General features: G+C 53.1%; 14 protein-coding genes. 5 read left to right on the forward strand and 9 right to left on the reverse strand.

Features of this window, described 5'->3' with window-relative positions; all coding sequences use genetic code 11:
* Positions 1-2 precede the first annotated feature (2 nt).
* On the forward strand, positions 3-836 hold the full coding sequence (locus G604_RS0102995; RefSeq protein ID WP_028909257.1) for an NAD kinase: 834 nt from the start codon (positions 3-5) through the stop codon (positions 834-836).
* Positions 837-922: 86 nt separating this feature from the next.
* Positions 923-2,701, forward strand: a complete 1,779-nt coding sequence (locus tag G604_RS0103000) for an ABC transporter ATP-binding protein (protein ID WP_028909258.1) — start codon at positions 923-925, stop codon at positions 2,699-2,701.
* A gap of 646 nt (positions 2,702-3,347) precedes the next feature.
* Here G604_RS0103000 and G604_RS0103005 read toward each other — a convergent pair.
* The 9 genes from G604_RS0103005 to G604_RS0103045 all read right to left on the reverse strand — a co-directional run bounded on the left by G604_RS0103005 (position 3,348) and on the right by G604_RS0103045 (position 21,110).
* On the reverse strand, positions 3,348-5,753 hold the full coding sequence (locus G604_RS0103005) for an alpha-L-arabinofuranosidase C-terminal domain-containing protein (protein WP_155941841.1): 2,406 nt from the start codon (positions 5,751-5,753) through the stop codon (positions 3,348-3,350).
* Between the two features lie 113 nt (positions 5,754-5,866).
* A complete protein-coding gene (locus tag G604_RS0103010; protein ID WP_410524363.1) occupies positions 5,867-6,865 on the reverse strand; it encodes a family 43 glycosylhydrolase in 999 nt (332 codons plus the stop codon).
* Positions 6,866-7,091: 226 nt separating this feature from the next.
* Positions 7,092-8,936, reverse strand: a complete 1,845-nt coding sequence (locus G604_RS13360) for a glycoside hydrolase family 43 protein (RefSeq protein WP_051220184.1) — start codon at positions 8,934-8,936, stop codon at positions 7,092-7,094.
* A 74-nt stretch (positions 8,937-9,010) separates the two neighbouring features.
* Complete coding sequence (locus G604_RS0103020) at positions 9,011-10,819, reverse strand: bacterial Ig-like domain-containing protein (RefSeq protein ID WP_028909261.1); 1,809 nt, start codon at positions 10,817-10,819, stop codon at positions 9,011-9,013.
* An 18-nt stretch (positions 10,820-10,837) separates the two neighbouring features.
* Positions 10,838-12,604 carry a RagB/SusD family nutrient uptake outer membrane protein gene (locus tag G604_RS0103025; protein ID WP_028909262.1) on the reverse strand — a complete coding sequence of 589 codons (1,767 nt, stop codon included), beginning with the start codon at positions 12,602-12,604 and terminating at the stop codon, positions 10,838-10,840.
* A gap of 18 nt (positions 12,605-12,622) precedes the next feature.
* The gene (locus tag G604_RS0103030) at positions 12,623-15,823 is read right to left on the reverse strand and encodes a SusC/RagA family TonB-linked outer membrane protein (protein ID WP_028909263.1); all 3,201 of its coding nucleotides are present in this window, start codon (positions 15,821-15,823) and stop codon (positions 12,623-12,625) included.
* A 220-nt stretch (positions 15,824-16,043) separates the two neighbouring features.
* Positions 16,044-19,004, reverse strand: a complete 2,961-nt coding sequence (locus G604_RS0103035) for a two-component regulator propeller domain-containing protein (protein ID WP_028909264.1) — start codon at positions 19,002-19,004, stop codon at positions 16,044-16,046.
* A 43-nt stretch (positions 19,005-19,047) separates the two neighbouring features.
* Positions 19,048-19,824: a glycosyltransferase family 2 protein gene (locus G604_RS0103040; RefSeq protein WP_028909265.1), complete on the reverse strand. Its 777-nt coding sequence runs from the start codon at positions 19,822-19,824 to the stop codon at positions 19,048-19,050.
* A gap of 11 nt (positions 19,825-19,835) precedes the next feature.
* Positions 19,836-21,110, reverse strand: a complete 1,275-nt coding sequence (locus G604_RS0103045) for a glycosyltransferase family 4 protein (RefSeq protein WP_028909266.1) — start codon at positions 21,108-21,110, stop codon at positions 19,836-19,838.
* Positions 21,111-21,342: 232 nt separating this feature from the next.
* Between G604_RS0103045 and G604_RS0103050 the strand changes: the two genes are divergently transcribed.
* The 3 genes from G604_RS0103050 to G604_RS0103060 are packed head-to-tail and all read left to right on the forward strand — an operon-like array spanning position 21,343 to position 24,307.
* Positions 21,343-21,831, forward strand: coding sequence for a TlpA family protein disulfide reductase (locus tag G604_RS0103050; protein WP_028909267.1), 489 nt, complete (start codon positions 21,343-21,345; stop codon positions 21,829-21,831).
* A gap of 5 nt (positions 21,832-21,836) precedes the next feature.
* Positions 21,837-23,525 carry a DUF6029 family protein gene (locus tag G604_RS0103055; RefSeq protein WP_036904507.1) on the forward strand — a complete coding sequence of 563 codons (1,689 nt, stop codon included), beginning with the start codon at positions 21,837-21,839 and terminating at the stop codon, positions 23,523-23,525.
* The gene (locus G604_RS0103060; protein ID WP_028909269.1) at positions 23,525-24,307 is read left to right on the forward strand and encodes an Omp28 family outer membrane lipoprotein; all 783 of its coding nucleotides are present in this window, start codon (positions 23,525-23,527) and stop codon (positions 24,305-24,307) included. The genes G604_RS0103055 and G604_RS0103060 overlap by 1 nt, the downstream gene beginning before the upstream one ends.
* Positions 24,308-24,318 lie beyond the last annotated feature (11 nt).

Genomic DNA, 24,318 nt, shown 5'->3' on the forward strand with positions numbered 1-24,318 from the left:
CGATGGCAGAACGGAAATTGAAATTTGCTATTTTTGGCAATCAGTATAACGAGCAGGAGGTGATCCCTTATCTTGAGCGTATCCTCCAGTATCTCCATGAGCGTGGCGCCGAGGCCAACGTCGAGCCCGATGACTTCGGTAATGCCGACTTCGTCATCTCCATGGGTGGCGACGGTACCTTGCTGCGCGCCGCCAGCCGCATTGGCGACCGGGAGATCCCGATCATCGGCATCAACATGGGCCGTCTCGGCTTCCTCGCCGATGTCCTGCCACAGGAGATCGAGCCGACGCTGGAGAAGGTCTTCGCCGGCGACTACGACGTGGAAGACCATACCGTCATCGAGTGTGAGGCCGACGGCCAGCAGATCGACACCGTTCCCTTCGCCCTCAACGACATCGCCATCCTCAAGCGGGACACGGCGGCCATGATCTCTATCCGCACGTATATCGACGGTGACTTCCTCGTGACCTATCAGGCCGACGGCCTCGTCATCAGTACGCCGACGGGCTCCACAGCCTATAACCTCAGCAATGGTGGTCCGATCATCGTTCCCACGAGCAACAGTCTCTGTATCACACCCGTGGCTCCCCATAGTCTGAATATCCGGCCGATTGTCATCAACGACAACATGGTCATTACCCTCAATGTCGAGAGCCGCAGTCATAACTTCCTCGTGGCGATCGACGGCCGCAGCGTGAAGATGGCGGAGGGCACACAGCTCACGATCCGCAAGGCGCCCTACGTGGTGAAGATGGTGAAGCAGCGTAACCGCCGCTATTTCTCCACGCTGCATGAGAAGCTCATGTGGGGCGCGGACTACAGACCACTGAAATAAATAACGGAGGACGGAGAATGGACAATGGACAATGGCTATTCGCCAAACGGAGAACGGAGAATAGATAATAGATAATTAGATAAGCGATGTTCCATCAATTAAAGGCTTTATTACAGATGCCGGCAACCCACTACGGATCGAAGGAAATCTTCCGGTGGCTGTGGGCGGCATGGCGCGGCAACAGGCTTCAGGCCGTCCTCAACGCGGCCATCGGTCTGGTGGACGTCGTCGTGAGCCTCCTGCAGGTCAGTGCCGTGAAGCATGCCATCGATGTCGCCTCAGGCACGGAGCATGGCAACCTCTATGTCGCCGTGGGCATCATGGGCGCGCTCATCCTCTCCGATTTCGCCTTGAACATCGCTGCCGTCTGGGTACGGAACCTCCTCGGCATCAAAGCCCAGAACCGCATGCAACAAGCCATGCTCGACCGTATCCTTCGTTCGGAATGGCGGGGCCGGGAACGGATGCACAGTGGTGACGTGCTCAACCGCCTGGAGTTTGACGTCAACAATGTCGTCACGTTCCTCACGGAGACGATTCCCTCAGCCCTCAGCGTGCTGGCGATGTTTATCGGTGCCTTCTTCTATCTCTTCTCCATGGACTGGCTGTTGTCCATCGTCACCGTTGCCATTCTCCCGATCTTTCTCGCCATGAGCAAGATCTATGTCCGACAGATGCGCAACCTCACCCGTATGGTACGTGACTGGGACAGTAAGGTACAGAGCACGCTGCAGGAGACCATCCAGCACCGTATGCTCATCAAGACGCTGGAGAGTGACCAGGTGATGGTAGACCGGTTGGAGGACACCCAGAGTGAGCTGCGCCGCCGTGTCGTCAACCGCACAAAATTCAGCGTCTTCAGTAATCTGATGGTTAACTTCGGTTTCGCCCTCGGCTATCTCATTGCCTTCCTCTGGGCTGCCGTACGGATGTCGATGCACACCCTTTCTTTCGGTGGCATGACGGCCTTCCTGCAACTCGTCAACAAGATTCAGAATCCGGCACGGAACCTTGCCAAACTCATCCCGGCCTTCGTGAGTGTCTTCACGGCGGCAGAACGACTCATGGAACTCGAGGAGGATCCGCTGGAGGAACAAGGCGATCCGATCTGGGTCAAGGCGCCATGCGGCCTTCGCCTTTCCCACGTCAGCTATGCCTATGACAAGGTAGGCGGAAATGTCATCGATGACCTCAGCTTTGACTTCCGCCCCGGCACCTGCACGGCTGTCCTCGGTGAGACGGGCGCGGGAAAGACCACGATCATCCGGTTGCTGCTCGCCCTCGTCAAACCACAGAAAGGGGAGATCAAAATATACGAAGCCTCACCACAAAACCTTCAGGCCTCACCACAACCCCTCCCCGAAAGGGAGGGGCTTTCCAACAGCCATTCTTATGCTCAGATTCTCACGCCACTTCACCGTTGCAACTTCGTGTATGTTCCACAGGGCAATACACTGCTCAGCGGAACGATCCGGGATAATCTGTTGCTCGGAAAACTGGACGCGACGGAGGAAGAGATGAAGACGGTGCTCCATCTCAGTTGCGCCGACTTCGTCTTTGAGCTCCCCGACGGCCTCGATACTGTCTGCAGCGAACAGGGCGGCGGCCTCAGTGAGGGCCAGGCACAGCGCATCGCCATCGCCCGCAGCCTCCTCCGTGCCTATCCGTCGGAACAGCTCGGCCGCCCCGGCAGCAGCATCCTCGTCTTCGACGAGGCGACGAGTGCCCTCGATCCCGACACCGAACAGCAGTTGTTGCAGAATATCCTCTCCCGGCATGACAAGACCGTGATCTTCATCACCCATCGCATGGCCGTCACCAAATACTGTGACCAAGTGCTGAAGATCGAAAAGATCCATCACTAGGTTGTAGGGACATGATTTATCATGTTCCGCAACAAAGGAATATGTCTCCTCCACGGAAAATATATGGAATAATGATCAAAACTGGACCCATTCCGTCCACACAAACCATTGTGGCCATCCACAAAAAATCCTCGAAAAATCACGATTTTCCATTTTTTTTGACATTATTCACTTCCAAACTAGAGCGATGGAACAAGAAAAAACAGAGAAAATTCCGAAAATTCGTGAAAGAGCGAGCTAAACATCGTGCAGAATTTTCTCTCTTTCGAAGAAAAAAAATTCTGCACGATGTTTACGACCGCTATTTAACGTCTTTTCCTCCGTATAAATATAAAATACAAGGTTGATTATGTTTGTTTTATGCGTATATTTATACTACAAGAAATTACGCAATATTACAATGAATTGATTTTCAATGATATACAAAATCCTCCAAAATTCGCGTATTTCTGAGCAACAACCCAAGTGCTGAAAAATTCGCGAATTTTGGAGGCGTTAAAACGGAGGGTAATTCGTCGATAGAATTTTACCGATTAAAAGTAGGTGGTCGCCCTGTTGCGGCCACGCAAAGAACATGATTCATCATGTCCCTACAACTTTACTTTTTTACTTCCTTAATTTTTTAATTTTTTACTTATTTACTTTTTTACTTGATCACAACGATATTCAGTGACGCGGCAGGGATATCGAGGGCTTTCAGCGACTCTGGGGCGATCTTGAAGGTCTGCGGCACCACATTCGTCGGATGATCGATGTTGTTCTCCTCCTCACCGTTACGGGCCGTGAGACGGGTCATCACTGCCGTCTGCGGTTTCATGCCGTTGAGGGAGAGGTTGACGGTCGTGCGCTCCTTACTCGAATTAGCGATCTTCACGATGACCTGGCCCGTCTTACTGTCCTTCGTAGCCGAGGCGAAGACACCCGGCGTGGTATTCGCCTGCAGTTTCGTAGCGAAGATCTGCTTACCATCCAGGCGTGCGTAGATACTGTCGCCCTTCACCTGTAGGTCGATATCATACCAGCGGCCCGTCTCCACACTGCCGGGAGCCGTCGCCACCTGTCCTTTGCCGCCCCGGATGATCTGTTCGATACCATGCTGTGTGTTGCCCCAGCCACCGATATTCAGCCAGCAGTAGTTCTGCGGATCGACATAGTTGAAGAGGATGAGGAAACCTTCCTTTCCACTGTTCTTGCGGGCTTTCAGATGATAGGTATAGTTATTACTGCTGAAACGAACAGGATTCAGACGGATGCAACTCTCGCCGTCAGAGGTCTGGGAGATGACGCCGTCGGACACGGTCCATTTGCCGGCGATATCCACCTGATCCACCTGCTGGCCCGTCAGTGCCTTACCGTTATCGGTCAGCGTGATATCCTTATACGACACCTGCGTATCCCAGGAGCCAACGCCGACCATACAGGTATCGGGCTTCACGCGCTCCGACTGCTCGTAAGAATAAGGATTCTGCGTCGTCGTTTTCAGCACACGGTCACCGATATGATCGGCCATCATCTTCTGTACATAGTAAGACGGTGTACCGAAGGCACGGTCACTCGTAAACTGGATCATGTCGGGCGCCCACATGCGGTTGTTGAGATTAGCGAAGATCGGCGCGTAGGAAGCCATGCGCACGACGTCGGAGTTGTTCTCCATACCCATCATATAGACGGCCTCACCGAGGGCAGCGTCGAGGGAGCCCATATTGCCGAAGCCCTGCGTGACGGCATACTCGCCGACATAGACCTGATGTTTCGTGCGGTCATAGCTATCGTATTTATGGAAAGCATCGGCAAACCAAGCGGGATTACGATAGTAATGCTCATCAACGAGTTCCACGGGCTCCTGACTGTCCCATACGGGATGGTCATTGCCCCACGCCTCGACATTGCCGATGCAGTGCATCTTCGGATATTTGGCGAGGATGGCATCGCGGAACAGCTTATAGCGCTCATAGTAATGATCGCTCTGGAAGGCTACGTTCGGCTGGTTGTTCTCGTTGCCGATCTCTACATATTTAATATTGTACGGCTCCGGATGCCCGTTCTTCGCACGCAGGGCGCCGTACTTGCTTGTCACGGGGCCGTTGGCGTACTCCAAAGCATTCATACACTCATCGATCCACGGCTGGATGCTGTCGACGGGCGTGAAACCGCCATGCCAGATGCCGACATTGACAACATAGAGTGGCTCGGCGCCAAAGTCCTCAGCCATCTGCAGATATTCATCGAAGCCCATACCGTCACTCGTACGGTAACGCCAGTTGACATTCTGATGTCCCGGACGACTCTCGATAGGACCGATGGTCTTCTCCCAGTGGAACGCATTCTCCGGGCGCTCCTGGCCCTCTACGAAACAGCCACCGGGGAAACGCAGGAATTTCGGATGGAGGTTGTCCAACATCTGCGCGAGATCGGGGCGCAGGCCGTTGGCGCGACCTTTAAAGGTCGGCGGGAAGAGACTGACAACATCGAGCGTGAGGGTTCCCTTGCCGGTCATCACGAGTTGGAACTTTGCCTTCGGATCATCGGCGTTGGACTTCAGCTCTGCAGTCACCTTGGCCCATTTTCCTTTCACGACACCGGCGACAGGGGCCTCAGCATAGACCTTCTTGCCATCGGCAGAGACGAGGCGGGCGGTCAGCGAGCCCTTATAGTTGCCTTTCGTCCATAACGACAGACGATAGCTGCGGCCCTGCACGGCATGGATGCCCCAGAAGCCGTCATTCGTCAGCGTGGCATGTTTGCTGACCTTGAGTTGCAGAGCCTGGCCTTGTGCCTTGTTGAGAAGGCCTTTGCGGATCAGCTGGCCCTTGGCGCCGTCAAGGGTCCAGGAGTCCGCCATCTTGGCATCGTCCTCGAAGGAACGGTTCCGGATCAGTTCGGCATAGAGGCCGCCGTCGGCGGCATGGTTGATATCCTCGAAGAAGATACCATATAGATTGGGAGACACGGCATGCAGCGGCTGCGCCACGTCAACATTTACGGAGACTTGCGCCCCGGCGGGTGCCGCGAGGGTCGCCAGGAGGAGGGTTGAGAAAAGGAAATGTTTCATATTGATAGTGATATATAGATAAAAGGCAGCGGAGGCTTCCTTGTGCTTGCAAAGCACAAGCACACAACGGCAGGCCCGAACACTGCGCTTGATATTTTTATTTTTTTACTTCTTTACTTTTTTACTTTTACTTCGGGCCAGCCGTCCTTCCACGTGATGCGGCGCTGGATGAGCAGCGGAGCACCATAGTGCGGGATACTGTACCCATGACAAAGGAAGATGTCACCTTCCGACGTATGACAGACGGCACAATGACCAGCGGCTTCGTAGACTTTCCCATCGCCGCTGATCACGGCCTTACCGCCGCCATCGAGCATCCGCCGTCCATGGTCGTCCACATAGGGTCCGGTGACCTGACGGCTGCGACCTACGACGACACGGTAGTTGCTCTGTGTTCCACGACAGCAGTAGTCCCAACTGACGAAGAGATAATACCAGCCATCATGGTGGAAGATGAACGGTGCCTCAATGGCGTTGGGACCGGCGAACTTCGACGTGGGATTCGGCACCGTGTCCTTACAACCCACGGCATAACGCCGTGCGACCGTTACTGGCGTCTGTCCCTTCGCGACATGGAGCGAATTGTCGAGTTTAACCATTTGAATACCATCCCAGAAAGAGCCGAAGACGAGCCACGGCTGATCCTTCTCGTCAATGACGAAATTGGGATCGATAGCATTCCACTGGTCACGGCCGGCCTTGGAAGTGATGATGCAACCTTCGTCTTTCCACTGGCTGCGATGGGCCAAAACATCGTTGGACAACAGTCCGATGGCGGAGGTATTCTTTCCGAAGGTAGAACAGCTATAAGCCAGATACCAACGGCCCTGCCAGCGGAGGATGTCCGGCGCCCAGATATGAGTTTTGAAACCGGGTACGGAGTCATGCGTCCACGCGGGGATGCGCCCCGTGAGCACGCCGGTGGTATCGACGTGCCAGTGCTGCCTGTCCGTAGAAGTCATGGAAGAGATGCCGTGACCCGTGGAGAAGACATAATAGGTGCCATTCTCCTCGGCCATCACGGGGTCATGGACCATCGGCGTGTCCACGACAAGATCCTGAGGGGGATAAAAAGCCATGGCAGCGGCAGCACAGAGACTGCCAGCTGCCATGAGAAACCATTTCAACAAATACATCTAATAACTTAAAAGCAGGTGATATTCTTCATCCATTCATTACGCATACCGCCCATTGCAGGGGCCGTCCCTTGTGGCGGCCCGTCGGCGGTTACGCCAAATGAATCCTCGATGTAGGGATATTATTGATTATGTCCAACATATGGAATGCCATACCGGCATCGGGCCGCCACAAGGGACGGCCCCTGCATGTGGATCAAGGTTACAAGCAAATTTTCTTACCATTGCGGATGACCATGCCGTGATAACCTTTGCCGACACGTTGACCGGCAAGATTGTAAATGTTTTTCTTTGCCTTGACAGCTTCCGAAGAGATGGAACGGATAGCGGTGGTGGCGCCTTCCTTATAGAGCCATACGGGGACACCATCGAAACTCGTGGCCGTGATACATGTTGCGGGATCATCCTTGTAGCCATCAACATTCTGGACAATCTTCACGCCTTTATAATCCCAGCCATCGAGGGTCAGCGTGATATACGACTTTCCGTCCTGACTGTAGCTCCACGAGCCACTGACATCGCCGGTGATCGTACCATCGGCAGCGAGCGTCACGGTTTGCGGCTTCTGCTCGTGCGACTGGCTCCAGGACGCGTCAACCTTATCATTATAAGCACAACTCTGCTGGTAGGGATGCATGAGGAGCTGATACGTTCCCGCAAGCTCATCAGCGGTGAAGAGGCGCTGGTTATCTATTTGATGTTGTGTAGTTTGTTTTCCTGTATAGCGGAACGGCGCTGCCACAAGCCAGCCATCCTCATTGACAAAGAGGGGATGCACGCGTACCTGATGGCCGTAGGTGCCGTCATCGAATTTCGTATGATAGACCAGGAAAGCATCGCCGTCGCTATCGACGTAAACACTGTTATGGCCTTGCGCACGCTCGCCCGTCGCCATCGAGCCCCAGGAGCCATAAGCCCCCATGAGTTTCATACCGCGGTTCGTGGCGGATTTATCACCGTAGTTGAGCTGATAACTGCTGTATACGGCACTCACATCCTGACCATCAACAAACGGCCCCTCGGGATTCTTACTGCGGAAGACACGCATGACATAACCGGCGTTGGGGGTCAGACCGCCATAGCTGAGGAAGAGATAATAGTAGTCGCCGATATGACGGACGAAAGAGCCTTCGCCGGAGACATAGTAGCCACCGGCAATCTTCTTACCGAAATAGGGATCACTCGTCGTGTTGGCATCGGCAGCGCCTTCCTCGGCATCCTTGCCATTAATCTGATAGGCGTAAGTATGGGTGTAGTCACGAAGACCCGTAGCCTCATCGAGCTGAATCTCCCAGATACCGCCGGACCACGAGCCGTAAGTCATGCGCAGCACGCCGTTCTCGTCGTAGAAGACACAGGGATCGATGCAGTTCGGCCAATACGATCCCCAGGCATTCGTGTTATAACGCTCTGGCAAAGAGGTAGCTCCGGTAGCTATAGCCAAGTCTGTATGTTTCCAGTCATCTTTCTTCGTATAGCCTACATGATCGTAACGACCCTGGAAACCGGAGCAGACGACAGGACCCTGATAGACGTATGGTCCTTCGATATGGTCAGCGGCGAGGCAGACGATGGCGCTGGCCCAGTGATCAGCGTTGATGGACATATACATGAACCACTTACCCGCCTTCTTACTGTAGACGACATCGGGAGCCCACTGGTTGCCGAGAATGGTACTGCCGGCGCACTGCCAGTCGTGGGCGTTGAAATTGTTGAAGGTGACGGTCTCGCCCTTGTAGTTCTTCACGCTCTTCACGACCTGGGAGTTGTAGGCATCGGCATAGCCGACCTGTTTCCCGGCGGAATTGGCGAAGAGGGTGCAGGCATCCGTCTGCGCGCCACCAAACGTTGTCCAGTTGAGCATATCGGTAGACTTCGCGGCATCGAGATGGGAGCCGAAGATATAATAGGTGTTGCCGTCGACGACGATAGAGGGATCATGGACGCTGACCTCCTGATAGCTGACCTTTGTCTTGTCGGCGGCGGTGGCTGTCGTCAGGGCCGCCAGCAGCAGGCCGCAGGTAGAGAGTAATATTTTCTTTTTCATACTTTTGTTGAATGGTCTTCGTTTGATCCTTTTGCAGGGGCCGTCCCTTGTGGCGGCCCTGCAAGAGGTTAAGTTTATCTCCGGTGTGCGTAATGCCGCTTGGCGGCACTGTTGCCGAAGACGAGATGACAGTTGTCTACCGTGAAGGCGAAGTTCAGATCACTCGGATCAACGGTATTCAAGCCGAGGTAATACTGATAGTACGTCTTGCCGTCAGTACCGTGCATCACGGCCTGCACATCACAGGCACCGTTGTTGCAGTTGGTGACATAGACGGTAACCTTCGATCCGTTCATGGCTGCGAGCCAGGAAGCCCAGTCGCTCTGACCGCCACTCAGCGTAGCGGCAGCGTAACCATTGCCCCAACCATAGTTGTCGGCACGCACGACACCATATTCAGACAGAGCACTGTTGCGCAGGATAACGACGAAGTTGTTCCAGTTGCTGGCGCCACAGTAGTTCGTGAACGTCACACTTCTCGTCTCACCGGCGGGAACCTTCATGTCATTCGTGAAGGCGGTCCACCAAGCGGTCGTATTGTCCGTACTGCCCAGCGTCGTCGGTGTCGGCGTGACAGCGGTGCAGGAAGAGGCTTTCAGCGTCACGGAGACCTTGGCGGTCTTACCGTTCTCCGTCGAGATCGTCACGGCCTTCGTACCGGCAGAGACAGGGATGGCAGAGAACTTCAGCTTACTGTTGTCGACGACGCCCGTCTCACCATTATTATAGGTGGCAGTGACGACCATGCCCGTTGGATCGAAGGCCATCGTGCGGTCACCCATTCCTTCCGTGGCAGCAGAAGTATAATAATAATAGGTCTTGCGCGTCGGCTGCGTCGTCACCTTGATGCTCTTGATAGCCTGGACGACCTTGAACTTCACATAGGCGACGATCGGCGTGGCCGCATTCTCGCCCTTGAAGGTCTTATTGTAGATGACCGTCAGCGTCTTCTCGCCCGGAACATTCATGTCGTTGATGGCAGAGAAGTAGAGTTCGGAAGCCGGGATCGTCTTCGTCACGCCTTCATCATAGGTGACGGTAGCGGAGACATTCTCCATAGCCTTGTTGAGATCAGTACCGAGATCGACTTCCTCAGGCACATTGTTCAGCACCATGGAAACGGGGTTCTTGTCCTTAGCAGACGTACGGCCGCCGATCGGATCGATGTTCGTCTGGAGGAAGTCGATGTAAGAGCCTTCCGGTACGAGGAAGCAACGGATATTCGTATCCGAAGCGTCCTTGTTGAGGTTGGCAAGCTTGAACGGCTGCGTGTAGGTCTTCGTCACCGTACCATTCGTCAACTTGATGTAGAAGGTATCCTTACGCGAGCGGTCTACGGTCAGCGTGATCTTACCGCCGAGCTTCTGGACATTGGCATCCTTGTTGTCGGCATCGGGGTTCAGCAGCAGATTACTGTTGGTATACTTGAACCACAGATGGTTGCCCCACTGGGAGTTATACTTCGCGCTATCACCCGTAGCATCGAAACGGAAAGCGCCATACTCCTGGTAATCGGTTGCGCCGCGGTCGTTGTCATTAGTGATGATAAGGGCAAAGTTCTTATAATAGACATTGTCCGACGGATTCAGGTTGAGGTTGAAGACCGCATTCCACTTCTTGCCGTCAGGAACGACATAGTATTTGGAGAAGGCCGTCCAGAAACCGGTCGTATAGTCGGTCTTGCCGATGGTGTAGACATCCTCCTGCATACCCACGAGGACATCTTCCTGCGGCTTGTTGGCATTATTGATGGAGTCTATCTTCGATTGAATCCAGTCGGGGGAGTCGACACCATAGAGGTCGCTGCCCTCACAACTCGAGAGTGCCAGCAAGCCAGCGGCGGCCGTGCAACAGGCGAGTACGATATTTTTGAGACTTTTCATTGTTATAGGCTTGTTGAATTATTTGGATAAGTTAACCACGGGATGGATCGTCCAGCCGTTGGCCTTGAAATACTCGGCATTGTCCGTGGAGTTATTGGCGGAGTTGCCGGTGAGATAGGGGTTCTTGTTCGTCAGCGTCACCTGGATAGGAATGAACTCGTGACCAGCGACATAAGTGTCGAAAGAACACTTCAGGCTCTTGTCGGTATTGATGTCGGCATAGCTGACAGGCAACATCACCTCGTTGCGCTTAGAGGTCAGGCGGAAAGTCTCATGTTCCTTGAGCTGCTGCTGACGGTCACTGCTGCAGAAGAAGCCCCAGCGCAGAAGGTCAAAGCCACGGCCAAACTCACAACCAAACTCCTTCGGACGCTCCACATTGGCAATCTGCTCGAAGAGCTTGTCCTTCGTGGGGAAGTCGGAGAGCTTCAGGTCTGCCAGATGGGCACGCTCACGGACCTCGTTGATCCAGTCGATAGCCTGCTGATCCGGGCCGTTGACCTCGTTCTCGCACTCTGCGGCACGGAGGAGGACATCGGAATAACGCATCAGGCGCAGGTTGATACCGTCGTGCAGACCGGTGGTGACGGAAGAATAGAGACCCGTACGCATATTCGTCCATTTGGCGATGGGGATGCCACCGTAGTTGTTGTTCGTACGGAGGGTGTCGTTGGCGGTGATGGTCTTCGTATAAGCGACATTGCCGAGCGTGCCATGAGCCTTCGTATCCCAGTCTGACTCATAGGTGCCGAGGGTCCAATAGAGACGGGGATCAAGATGGCCGTCGGTCGTCTTCTCTTCCTTGAAGATCTTATACAACCACGGTGTTGCGCTGAGGTCGGCCCAACCGCCGAAGTCGCCGGGACAGTAGTTACTCTCGATGGCCGAGCCCTGCGTGGCGTTCTTACTGGTATTGACCGGCGTCCATTCATCATCGGAACCCTGGGAGCCATAGTCGAGGAACTGTACCTCGAAGAGGCTCTCGGCGTTGTTCTCGTACTGTGAACCCTCACGGAAGTTGTCACCGTAGTCAGCCATCAGCTTATAGGTGCCATATTTCTTGTTGATGATATCTTTCAGGATAGCCAGCGCCTCACTGTACTTATGACGCTGCATGAGGGCACGGGCATAGTAGCCGGCGGCAGCGCCACAGGTGGCACGGCCCTTGGCCCACTCGCCACCCTTGTCGCGGGACGGCAGAATTTCCATAGCCTCCTTGAAGTCCTTCTCCACCTGGTCCATGACCTCATCGAAGGTGTTGCACTTGCCATAGAGGCCGTCCATCGTGGAGTAAGTGCTGTAGTCCGTGATCAACGGCACATTCTGATAATAGCCGGCGAGGTTGTAGTAAGCCAGGCCACGGAGGAAGAGCAACTGGCCCTTGATATCCTTGTAGCTATCGGAGAGGGAAGCGTCATCGCCAGAGACACGGGAGAGACCGAAGTTGCAGACGTTGATGGTGTAATACCACTCGCGCCACGGCCACCAGCCAATGTCGCCGTTGACATCGCAATCATAATCATCGAAAGGCATATACCATACCTGGGAGGAGTTCCATACCTCATCGCCACGGGTAACATCAATGGTATAGCCTACACGGGCGTAGGAGCCCTCCATACGGATGTGGTTGTAGGCAGCGACCACACTCTCCTCAAGATCATTGGCGTTGAAGCCGAATGTTCCTGAAGTCTGCTGGTTCGGATTCACCAGATCCAGCTTGTCATCGCAGGCACTCAGCGTGCCCAAGCCCAGCATGAGTGCCAGAGCTATCTTATAGGTTTTCATAAACTGTTTCTTTAATAGTTAGAATGTGAAATGGATACCGCACATGAACGTACGCGGTGTCGGGAACGAGCAGTAGTTATAGCCCGGGGTGAACGTGCCACCGGCATAGTCGACGTTATAACCGTGATAGCCTGTGAAGGTATACAGGTTCTGTGCGGAGATATAGACGCGGACACCATTGACGACACCACCGAACCACTTGTCGGGCATCGTGTAACCGAGCTCTACATTGGCGATCTTCCAGTAAGCGGCATTCTGAATCTTACGGCTGCTGAAGAGATCGTTCCAAGCCATGGCGGCATTGTTGCTGGCGTAAGTACGCGGCACACTGGAGAGGTAGGTCTTTCCATCCTCGCTCCACTGGTTGGCACCGAGCAGGGCGACATCCTTGTTGCCATAGCCGTAGCAGGAGTTCAGACTGTTGTAGATATCATCGGCGACATGGTAGTTGAAGACACCGAAAGTAGAGATACTAAAGTCGAAACGGCCATACTCGAGATGAGCGCTGAGACCGAAGTTGACTTTCGGCATACCACTGCCGAGGACAACGCGGTCGTAGGTATCGATCTTGCCATCGGGCACACCGTCAGGACCGCTGACATCCTCATAGAGACAGTCACCAACCTGAGCGCCCTGCTGCGTGGCGTGGTTGTCGAGGTCTTCCTGCGTGCGGGCAATGCCCTGGTACTTGTAACCATAGAACTGGCCGATCTCCTGACCGACGAACGTAGCGTAGTCACCCGTAATATAAGAGGTGGTACCGATACCGAGACTCTTCACGCGGTTGCGAAGGGTGCTGAGGTTGCCACTGATATCATATTTCAACTTATGATCGTGATTGCGGTAAGTAGCGGAGAACTCGAAACCACTGTTGTCCATCGTGGCGGCATTCATTGTCACCGTTGTGTTGGAGACACCGGCCTGCTCGGGAACGGGGACGCCATAGAGCAGATCTTTCGAACGGTTGTTATACCAGTCGGCAGTAAACTCCAAGCGGTTGTTGAACATAGCCAGGTCGAGACCGATGTTCGTGCTCTGCTTCTTCTCCCAGGCAATATTCTGGTTGACGAAGGTAGAGATGGCGGAACCATAGACAGGGCTGTTGCCGAAACTGTAGCTCATATTGTTGCGGACCATCGTGGCCTGATACTGATACTCACCGATGTTCTCGTTACCGAGCTCACCATAGCTGGCGCGGAACTTGAACAGGCTGAAGAGGTCATGGCTGAACGGGAAGAACTTCTCCTTGTCAAAGCGCCAACCGACGGAGACAGAGGGGAAGGTGCACCAGCGGATGTCTTTCGACAGACGGGAACTGCCATCACGACGGAGCGTGACAGAGAGGAGGTATTTCTCGTCGTAGTTGTAGTTCAGACGACCGATATAGGAAGCCAGCGCATGCTTATACTCGTAGGAAGAGCCGTCACGTGTGGCGCCATTCTGAATCTGCAGGAAATACGGCTCCGCGAAATCGTTGGCCCATGCCGTGAGGGTATGCGTGTTCTCTTCCTCATAGGTCTGACCGAGCAAGAGGTTGATGTTATGCTTACCGATATGACCGTCGTAAGTCAGCGTATTCTCAATCAGTGCGTCGGAATAGTTGCGGTAGCCTTCGGTCAGCTTCTCATTACTCTTGGCCAAGTAAACACGGTTGCTCTGAATCCAGGAAGGAATCCACGTGAAATCTTTAGCGTATGTCTTACTGTAAGAGAGGTTCAGACGATAGGTAAGATGATGGTTCTTACTCTTCAGACCGATCATAGACAACAGATCAACGTCTGCGGAACCGGTACCGACGAAACGGTCGACAACGGTATTACGCTTCAACAGGTTGTTGACGAGCAGCGGGTTGGAAGCGGAGATATCACCGTGGATATTATCGTAGTAAACGCCATAGCCATAAGCATCGTAAGCATAGTTATTGGCGGAACCAACCTTATCATCAAGCACCCATGTCAACGGATCATAGGCTTTGATGGTCGGCTGCATGAGGAGCGTAGAACGGAGGACGTTGGACACATCGCCGTAAAGACCCTGAACATACTCGCCGGCATTACTCAGACTCATGTTGTCCTGGTTGCTGTGAGAGTAGACGATACTCGTGCGGAACTTGATGAACTTCGTATCCATCGTGTTGTTCACGCGGGCGGTATAACGCTCATAGTTAGGACCGGCACCCTCAATGACACCTTTCTGATTGAAATAGTCGAGGGCTATATTATAAGTATTGTGGGAACCACCACCACTGAGGTTGACATTATGGTTCGTACGGATTCCCGTCTTGAAGACTTCATCAAACCAGTTGGTGTTTGTGGCATCCATAAAGTGATACTTACCATCTTCACCAAGCGTGTAGCCACCGGGGATCGGCGTATTGGAGTTTGCGCAGGCCTGACCGAGATACTGACTGTATTGATCGGCATTCATGATGTCGTAGACACCACTGCTGACATTATCGATACCGACATAACCATTATAGTCAACTTTCAGCGGCTGGTCTTTCTTACCATTCTTCGTCGTGATGATGATCACACCGTTAGCGGCACGGGAACCGTAGATAGCACCGGCGGAGGCATCCTTCAACACCTGAATGGTAGCAATATCGTTAGGAGAGAAATCACGGATCGTCGTTCCCATGGGCACACCATCAACGACATACAACGGGGCCGTTGAACCGAAAGATCCGATACCACGGATACGGACGGAAGGATCTGCACCCGGCTGACCGTCGGAGGTGATCTGAACGCCGGAGACCTTACCTTCCAACAACGTAGACATGTTGGAGTTCGACTGACGCTTCATCTCGTCGGCATTGACGATAGCCACAGAGCCCGTCAAGTCGGCCTTCTTCTGCGTACCATAACCGACAACGACGACTTGGTCGAGAACATGATTGTCAGCCTCCAGCTGAATCCGGTCAATGACGGCACGGTTGCGGATGGCTACCTCGCGGTCCTTATAACCGACATAACTGATGACGAGGACGCCATTGGCGGGAGCGGAGAGTTGGAACTTACCATCAAGGTCGGTAACAGTACCGCCCTGCTGGCCTTTGATCTTGACGGTGGCACCGACAAGGGGCTCACCCTGATCATCCACCACCACACCACTGACCGAAATGGTCTGTGCTTGTACGGATGCTACAGCAGGAACAGGATAGGCAGTAAGGCTTGTCATGCCCCCAAAAAGAAGCATCACAGAGATGATTTGCTTTCTCATTTGCTTTGTTTTTAGGTTTTATATTTTTTCTGTTAGGTTGTCGCTTATACCTTTTTAGGTTATTGCTTGTACCTTTGTGAGATTGTTGTTTGTCCTTTGTTTGGACGCTGCAAAGATAGTAATAGTGTAAAAATACACGGTGGAAAAAATAAAAAAAGAGGTGGAAAAATGCATAAAACAGGCATTTTTCCACTTCTCTCCACTCCAACGATGGCGATCGTCATCTAAAGGAAGATGGCGACACACCGAATTTCTTCGAGAAGCAACGTGTGAAATATTTCGGGTCATTGAAACCCACACGATAGGCGATCTCCGTAATGTTCCGCTCGGCGACATTCTCCTGCAACAACCGTTTGGCAATGTCGAGACGATAGTCACGCATGAACTGTGAGGTGGAGCAACCCACTTCCGACTGCAGATTATGGCTCAGCGTGGCACGACTGCAACCGAGGGTATCCGCAAGTTCCTGTACGCCGAAGGCACTGTCACCATAGCGCTGTTCCATCACGGCCATCACCTTTTCCATAAAAGGAATACGTTTCTCTACCACTTCTTTCTTATCCGCAGCCACCGTCTTCTGCTGACTCTGCTGGTAACGCTCCTGCGTTTTAAGGATCTCCTGGATGCGAACTTGCAATTTCCCGGCATCCTCACTGTCGCGCAGGGCGGCCTCGATAGGCCGGTAGAGTTCCTCCACCTCCCGGTTGCGCATCTCCTCCAAACGGCGGAGATAAATATAGCGGCTCAGGATGATCAGAGCGAGGACGACGAGGGAGATAAACCACCAGCTCTTCCAGAAATAGGGACGTACATAGACATCAATAGATTCCTCCTGCACCTGTGTAGAACCTACAGAGGGGGTATAACGCACTTCAAAGGTATAATGACCGGCGGGAAGCGTGGAATAACGCACGCTGTGCTCACCGGGAGGCAATGGCATCCAGTCATCCTCGTAGCCTTTCATCCGATAGCTGTAGACGCCCTGCGTCTCGCTGCCGTAGTTCATGGCAGAGAACTCAAAGGTAAAACTGCGGTCACTTTCATGGAACTGTACCTCCTTTGCCTCGGATATCGTGGTCTGGGTATGTCCGTCTGTAGGCAACACATACTGGTCGTTGACCATCAGCGCCGTAAAACAGAGATGTCCGGGATAGACACTCTGCCGGTTATGGCCGTAGACAGCCGTCAAGCCGCGGTCACTGCCCAGCCATATCGTGCCACGGCGGTCGATGATGGCGCCATTGAAATAGAACTGATTGCTTAACAAGCCATCATCAGTGGTGAAAGTACTGAACTTCTCCGCCTTCGGATCAAAACACGACAGGCCATTGACGGTGGCCAGCCATAACTTTCCGCTGCGGTCCTCAACGATGCCCTTCACGGAGTTGTTGGGAAGACCGTCTGCAGAAGTGTAGTTCTTCACCATGAGATGTCCGTTTCGCTCCGTGAGCCGATAGAGACCATAGCCGTTGCTGCCGATCCACAACGAGCCATCACGGCTCTGACAGAACGACTGCGCTTTCTCTACGGCATGGGTCTCGGGATGATCGAGCTTGTAAATCTGATGGTGCATGGGGAAGAAGCCATGACGATCCCGTCGGGCCTTCAAATTGACGGAGATCAGTCCTGTAAGACAGCCCATCAGCATTTGTCCGTCCTTTGTCACGATACTGCCGATACAACCATTAATATCACGGTTGCCGGCGAAGGGGTCACGGATGCGGCCCGTCTTCATGTCATAAAAGAACACACCACTGTTGGCCCCGATCCACATACCTTTGTTATAAGGATCATAGACAAGGGCGCCAATAAAGGTGATCAGGTTCTGATAAGGCTGGGGCACACGGAGGAAATGGATCTGATGGTCTTTCGCGGAGCGTACACAGATACCGCCGCCCCAGGTACCGATCCACAGATTGCCTTTGCCGTCGGCAGTAAGGTCGGAGACACTGTTATGCGTCAGTCCACTATTGGCCGTCGTGAAATGAATGAAGTTGTCAGAGCCAGCTTGCTTCATATTGAGCCCGCCTTCCACAGTACCAACCCACAGATTGCCCTCATGGTCGGCATACATCGCATTGACGGCATTGGGCGAAATAGATTGAGGATTGTCATCCATATGGGCAAAGTTCTGCAAGAGCAACGGCCGCGGCGACAATTTCGTGATGCCGCCCGTCTCCGTGCCTACCCAGATCTGTCCGTGGGTGACAAGGATATTATTGACAAAATTGCTGGACAACGGATTGAGCGAGCTCTGCTCATTCCAGTGATAGAGTTCCCCACGCTTACTATCCATGATGTCTATGCCGCAGAGCGTACCGATGAGCAGATAACGGTTGTCAGTACTCACAGCCAGAGACGTGACAATATTATGCTGAAGTCCGCGGGGCGTGCCGTCGGCATGCCAGCCGCTATTGCGGGGATCACTGTTGTAAAGGCCAATATTCGTTCCCCACCACAACTGTCCATGGAAACGGACGACAGCACCGATGATGGCGCCTTTCAACTGCGGATAGCGGGCACAGAGATCACGGGCGACGAGGCGGCCGCCACGGACTTCCACCTTCGTGGGACGAAAGTTAATACCGGTATAGACACTGCCGTCATGATCAAGATCCTCAAGGGCCAGCTCCGGCACTTTCGTCTGATGGCGTAGCGAGAGCAAGGAACAGACGCGACCGTCACCATCAAAGGCTATTCTGCTGATCTCATCGAACGTCAGCACCCAGATACAGCCTTTCGTATCACAGTAGACACGCATACAGGGCTTGTTGAACAGCCGCCGCAAAGCCTTCGAGAGCCGGTCGCCTGTCGTTACGGGCGTCCATGTCTGACCGGCGCGCAGATCGACGACCTGCAAGCCTTCCACCAATGCCACCCAGAGCCGTCCCTGACGGTCCTGCGTAACATTCTTGCAGAAATTGGAGCGTAGCCGGAGCCCATTCATCCCGCTCAGACCGAAATTGACAAAGGAATAGCCGTCATAGCGCAGCAGACCGCCACCATTGGTGGAGATCCACATGAAGCCATCAGTATCCTGGAAGATATCATCGACATAATCACTCGACATCCCGGCGAAGAGATCGAGCTGCGTCATGTTATATCGCTCCCAAGGTAAGTTCTGGGCCTGTGAGGGGAGTATATATATAAGGTATAGTAATAGTAATAATAGTCTTCTCATTGCAGTATCCTTGCATTTTGATGATGCAAAGATACAAAAAAAATCAGGATTTCAGCCATTGCCGAATAAAAAACCACACGTGGAGAAAGAAAGTTTCCACATAACCGTAATGGTGTGCCATCACACGGAAACGCTCTTTCAGGGAATCACGATGATGGGTGTTGGTCATACCGCCATCCAGAAAATTCGTAAGGACGGCATGGACATCTTTCAATCGGCGGTGCTGCTGCTTGCAGGCTTTCATGATACGGATGCACCAGTCGACATCGGCGCTGTAGCGATAGCGCGTGTCATAATGGATATCCTTGGCGATCTCCGTAAGGGCATAGAAACTCTGATGACAGACAAGCATGCCCCAGCGGAAACTCTTCCACGACAGATGTTCGGGAGGAGCGAGACGGCGGTGACGGAGAAAGACGCCATCATCATTGACGATATCCGTATCGCCATAGAGCACGCCGGGCAGCCGCTCGGCCTCGCCGACGCTCTGCGCCACCATCTCCAACGTATCGTCGGAGGCGAAGACATCACCGGCATTAAGAAAGACGAGATACTGCCCTGTTGCCTGGTCGATACCCTTATTCATGGCATAATAAAGTCCTTTGTCAGGCTCGGAAGTAACCTTGATCTCATGACCATTCTCTTCAGCGTCCGACTTCTGCCGATAAGCCTCGACCATGACCAACGTTCCGTCCTTCGACGCTCCATCTATAATAAGGTGTTCCACATGGGCCCAAGACTGGCGGCGAACACTATCAAGGGTACGCTGAAGAACTTTCTCGGCATTGTAGGTCGCCGTGATGACCGTGAATGTGATCATATCCTGAATATTTACAATCGATAATTTCTGAATGCCATCGCCTGCTGATAGATCTCACTATATTTCATGGCGACAGCATGTTGGGAATATTGTTGAGCAACGTGATGGACGGCAGCCTGCGAAAGAGCAGCATAATCGGGATTGGAAAGCACCCAGTGAATACCCTCGGCAAGATCGTCAGCATCCTTATAAGCAGCGACATAACCGTTCTGCCGGTCGTTGATCATCTCGGGTACGCCGCCCTCACGGAAAGCGACGCAGGGAACGCCGCAAGCCATGGCCTCCATGATCGTGTTTGGCAGATTATCCTCCAGAGACGGAAGGACAAATACATCAGCAGAATTATATATGCTCACTTTCTGAAGGGGATCAGAGACATATCCCAGCGGATAACTCCGCAGCGGCAGTTGAGAAGCCTCTTCCTCAGCATTACCGCCAAGGATGACAATACCCGTACGCTCACGCTCCTCGGGATGGGCCTCAACATAGCGTTGCACGGCCTTCATGAAATAATCCATTCCCTTACGGGGATCCGTCACCCTCTGAGAGACAAAGAGGATGAGTTTCTTATCCAACGGGAGATTAGCACGCAGACGGGCATCCCGCTTGTCGTGGGGCCGATAGAGCCGAGAGTCGATAGGATTAGGAATGGCGGTGATACGCTGGCTCTCAAAGAGACCGCTCTTCCGCGCTTCACCCAAAAGCCAGTGACTACAGGCGACGAAATAGATATTACCGTCACGCAGCAGTTCCTGCTTGTGGCGATAGACATGTGCACTGAGATCATTTTTGCTGCCTCCGCCGGGAAGAAGAGGACAGTTGCCACAGCCATGGACATTATTCACACAGCCATGGGTATAATGGCAGATACCCGTTGCCATCCAAAGGTCATGCATCGTCCATACCACGGGTTTGCCACTGGCCAGTATCTTCCGGATATCTTTCAACGAGAGCATGCCTTGATTGATCCACGACAGATGGATAACGTCTGCTTCCTGAAATTCACGCAGTTTCGTAACATCATTGCCGTCGGAAGCCGTGTCTATCTCCCAGAGATGATCTTTCTTGAAATGGAGATGGACGAAAATCTTCCAACGCTCCCAGAGAAAATGCCAGCGTGTATGCCAGGAGTGTGGCAGGCCGACAACGGTGATGTCGTCGCTCTCCTTGTCACGCACCAGCATCTTTGCCTTCACGCCATTATTGTTGAGGGCATCCATGAGCCGGTTGGCAGCAACGGCCGCTCCACCGGTTCGTTCACTTGTATTGATGATTAACACTCGCATATCGGCTACAAAAGTATAAAAAAAATCGTTTCCATCATCAAAGAAGCCATTAATTTTTTATCCGCCCAGTGATTACAAGAGTAGGTGGCCGCCATGTTGCGGCCACGCGGCCACCTACAAAAGGATCTGTGAATGATATAAACTAGAAAAATGAAATATTTTCCATATTTTTTGCAGTCAATCAAAAAATATTATGTAATTTTGCGGTGTAATTATAACAAAGAGAAAGAGTATGAGAAATTTTTTAATCAGCTTGGCTGTCGCCCTCTGTGCATTTGTAACGACAGCCCAGGCACAACTGCCGAAAGTAACCCTTCGCGACATCAGTGGAAAGACCGTATCTACGGATACCCTCAACAATGGCGGCAAACCTTTCATCATTGACTTCTTCGCTACCTGGTGCAAGCCGTGCAACCGCGAGCTCGACGCCATCAAGGATGTCTATGAGGACTGGCAGAAAGAGACGGGTGTGAAGATCTTCGCCGTTTCCATCGATCAGGGACAGAATATCAATAAGGTGAAGCCGCTCGTGGATCAGAAAGGTTGGGACTATGATGTTCTCCTCGATCCCAACTCCGATCTGCGCCGTGCCTTCGGTATTCAGATGATTCCCTACACACTCATCTGCGACGGAAAGGGAAATGTCGTCTACAAGCATAACGGCTATACCGACGGTGCAGAGAACGAACTGATTGAGAAAGTAAGAGAATTAGAGAAATAGAGCCCATGAGTCTTTACAGGAATATCCTCCTTCTGTCGATGCTGCTGGCTGCCACAGCTTCAGCATCGGCACAGGAGACAACTAATACCGGCCATACCGACGACCGCGATCATGTGACGTTCTCCGGTAGTGTCCAGAGCGACATGCTCGTGCCACAGGGCACGCAGGAAGACGGCAGCAACGAGGACTTCCGCACAAATACCTACGTCGATCTCAACATGCAGAGCCAGTATCTCGACGCCGGTCTGCGCTATGAATACCTCGAGCATCCATTGCCGGGCTTTGAGAAAGACTTCAAAGGCAACGGCCTGCCCTTCTTCTATCTGAAAGGAAAGTTCAAGAATGTAGAGGTCACGGGCGGTACATTCTATGAGCAGTTCGGCTCCGGCTTTATCCTCCGCAGTTACGAGGAGCGCTCACTGGGCATTGACAACTCCATTCTCGGCGGCCGTATCGTCATGACACCGTTGAAGGGCGTGCAGCTGAAAGCCCTCGCCGGTGTCCACCGCCGTTACTGGACGTGGAACTGGAGCAGTCCTCTCGTCGGCACAGACCTGACGCTGAGCCTCGATCAGTGGTTTCATAAGCTGCAGCGCACAGGCACCTATCTGTCGCTCGGCGGCTCCTGGGTGAACAAGCGTGAGGCCGATGACGGCAGTGTCTACCGCGACGCCACGCACCGCCTCCGCCTTCCGGAGAATGTCAACTCCTGGGATGCCCGCGTAAATCTGGCGAAAGGCGGCTTCAACGTGTTGGCCGAATATGCGCAGAAGACGCAGGACCCGTCGTTCGACAACAACTACATCTACCGCAAGGGCTACACGGCCATGCTCTCCACGTCCTATTCACAGAAAGGCATGAGTATCTTGCTGCAGGCCAAGCGCACGGATAACATGAGCAGTCGCTCGAAGCGCGGCCTGTCGGGCACGTCTTCTTATATCAACCACATGCCCCCGTTCTCCTACGAGCATACCTACACGCTCGCGGCTCTCTATCCCTATGCCACACAGCTGGCACTCGGCGAATGGGCTTATCAAGGACAGCTGGCTTACACCTTCCGTAAGCATACCGCCCTCGGCGGCCGTTACGGCACGCTGGTACAGGTGAACTTCTCCCATATCCACAGTCTCAACAAGAACTACCGCGATATCGACGGCACGCCCGCCAACGGCCCGATGAAAGGCTCCGACGGCTATGGCTCTGCGTTCTGGAAATGGGGCGACCAGACCTATTACCAGGATTTGAACATCCAACTCGACAAACGTGTGACGCGTGACTTTCATCTTCACTTGATGTACATGAATCAGTTCTACAACAAGAGTGTCATTGAGGGCGAAGGCGGTATGATCCACAGCAATATCTATGTTGCGGAAGGCAAATACCAGTTCTCGCCGAAGACGACACTGCGCGGTGAGCTGCAGTATCTCACCACGTCGAGTGATGACCGCGACTGGGCTTTCGCGCTCTTGGAACTGAGCCTCGTGCCGCACTGGATGTTCACCGTCAGTGATGAATATAATGTAGGACGCACGGAGAAACATTACTGGAATCTCCTGGCTACCTATAATATCGGCAGTCACCGCATCCAAGCGGGTTATGTCCGCACGCGTGCCGGCTACAACTGTTCCGGCGGCGTCTGTCGTTATGTTCCCTCTTATCAGGGTTTCACCGTATCATATAACTATAATTTCTAATGAAGAAAATATTTTTTATACTCGCTTCCGTCATCCTGCTCCTCTCTTCCTGCGGCACGGAGATCGATCCCAGTGACCGCTTGATCTACGAGAAACCGGAGCTGACGGGAAAGAATATGCTCATCGAGGACTTCACAGGGCAGAACTGCATCAACTGTCCGCGTGCCGCCGGTGTCATCAGCGATCTGATGAAAACCTACGGCGAGGACAAGATCATTGCCGTCGCCATCCACTCCAAGCCACTCGGCATCGCCGCGCCCGAAGGTCTGATGACCGACTTCACGAATGCCTATGCCACGCACTACGGCGTGGAATACCAGCCCGTGGGAATGGTCAACCGTGAATATGGTCTGCAGACCGACGACCAATGGACGGGAATGGTGAAATACTTCATGCAGGATACGGCGAAGATCAACATCACCGTCGAGCCTACTTATGATGACGCCACTCGACAGTCCACAGCTAACGTGCAAGTCGTGAGCCTCGAAGGCACAGCAACGGGCAAGTTGCAGGTATGGCTCGTCGAAGACAGTATCATCGCCAAGCAGATGATGCCCGACGGAATGCTCAACAAGTCGTATGTCCACAACCATGTGCTCCGTGCCTCGTACAACGGACAGTGGGGCGAGGACATCACGGCCGCAGAGGGTCAGACGGTAACAAAGTCCTATTCGCTCACTATCGACAAGGACTACGATGCCAAACAGTGTGCCATCGTCGCCTTCATCTATAACGACAGCGGCGTGCTGCAGGCAGTTAGAAGTAAAAAATTAAAAAAGTAAAAAATTAAACG

Source organism: Prevotella sp. AGR2160 (assembly GCF_000424185.1).
Lineage (GTDB): Bacteria > Bacteroidota > Bacteroidia > Bacteroidales > Bacteroidaceae > Prevotella.